The 949-nt window shown below is 59.1% G+C and carries 1 protein-coding gene; it reads left to right on the forward strand.

Features of this window, described 5'->3' with window-relative positions; genetic code table 11:
• Positions 1 to 11: 11 nt before the first annotated feature.
• The coding region (locus ACFQ4H_RS34835; RefSeq protein WP_377579548.1) for a WXG100-like domain-containing protein at positions 12 to 949 on the forward strand (938 nt) is incomplete at its 3' end.

Raw genomic sequence — 949 nt, forward strand, 5'->3', positions numbered from 1 at the left:
GGAGGTGTGTGGTGAGTATTCCGGGTCCTCCGAAGGAGTTGGAGTGGATCACGTTTGTGTTGGTGGGTGAGCGGTGGCCTCAGGGTGATGAGGACAAGATGCGGGAGTTGGGTGAGGTGTGGTTGCAGTTGGGGCGGGATCTTGCTCCGTTGGAGGGGCAGTTGTCGCGGGCGGCTGCGGCGGTGGCGGCGGCGGGTGATGGGCCGGCGATGGAGGCGGCTTTGGAGTTCTTGTCGCAGATTTCTGGTGGGGCGAATGCGGTGTTGCCGAAGTTGCTGGAGTCGATTAAGGAGGTGGCGGCTGGGGCGCGGAAGGTGGGGTTGGAGATTGAGTATGCGAAGTTGATGATTATCGGGTTGGCGGCGATGCTGCTGCTTTCGATTATGAAGTTGATGTATTTGTTGGTGATTACGGGTGGGGTTATTCAGCCGATGGCGGTGTTGGCGCCGTTGTTTCAGTTTTCGAAGGAGGTGGTGAAGCGTGTGTTGAAGCGGTTGTTTGTGGCGGTGGTGCAGGGTGCGGCGTTCATGGTGTTGTTGGATGTGGCGGTGCAGTTGTTGCAGGTGGCGATGGGGTCTCGAGATATCAAGGAGTGGGATGGTCAGAAGACGGGGTTCATGGCGGGTATCGGGGCGTTGGGTGGGGCGATTGGTTGGGGGCTTGGGTGGATGCGGCATTTGCCGGGGGCGCGGGGTGGTACGACGTGGAAGTCGCAGTTGGTGCCGTGGTTGGTGACGATTGTCAAGAATGGTTTGGCTGAGGGTTTGCCGGAGTTGATTGCGGATGAGGTGGCGAAGGGTGGTGGTGAGGATTTCGGTGCGAAGGACGGGTTTTATGGTGGGTTGGCGTCGGGTGCGGTTGAGGGGGTGATCGAGCATCCGTCGAAGGTGTTGGGTCGTGGGGTGAAGTTGCCGTTGTTCTTCCGGTTCTTCGATTTCGATTTTGGCGA

The sequence above is a fragment of the Micromonospora sonneratiae genome (genome assembly GCF_042679305.1).
Lineage (GTDB): Bacteria > Actinomycetota > Actinomycetes > Mycobacteriales > Micromonosporaceae > Micromonospora_H > Micromonospora_H sonneratiae.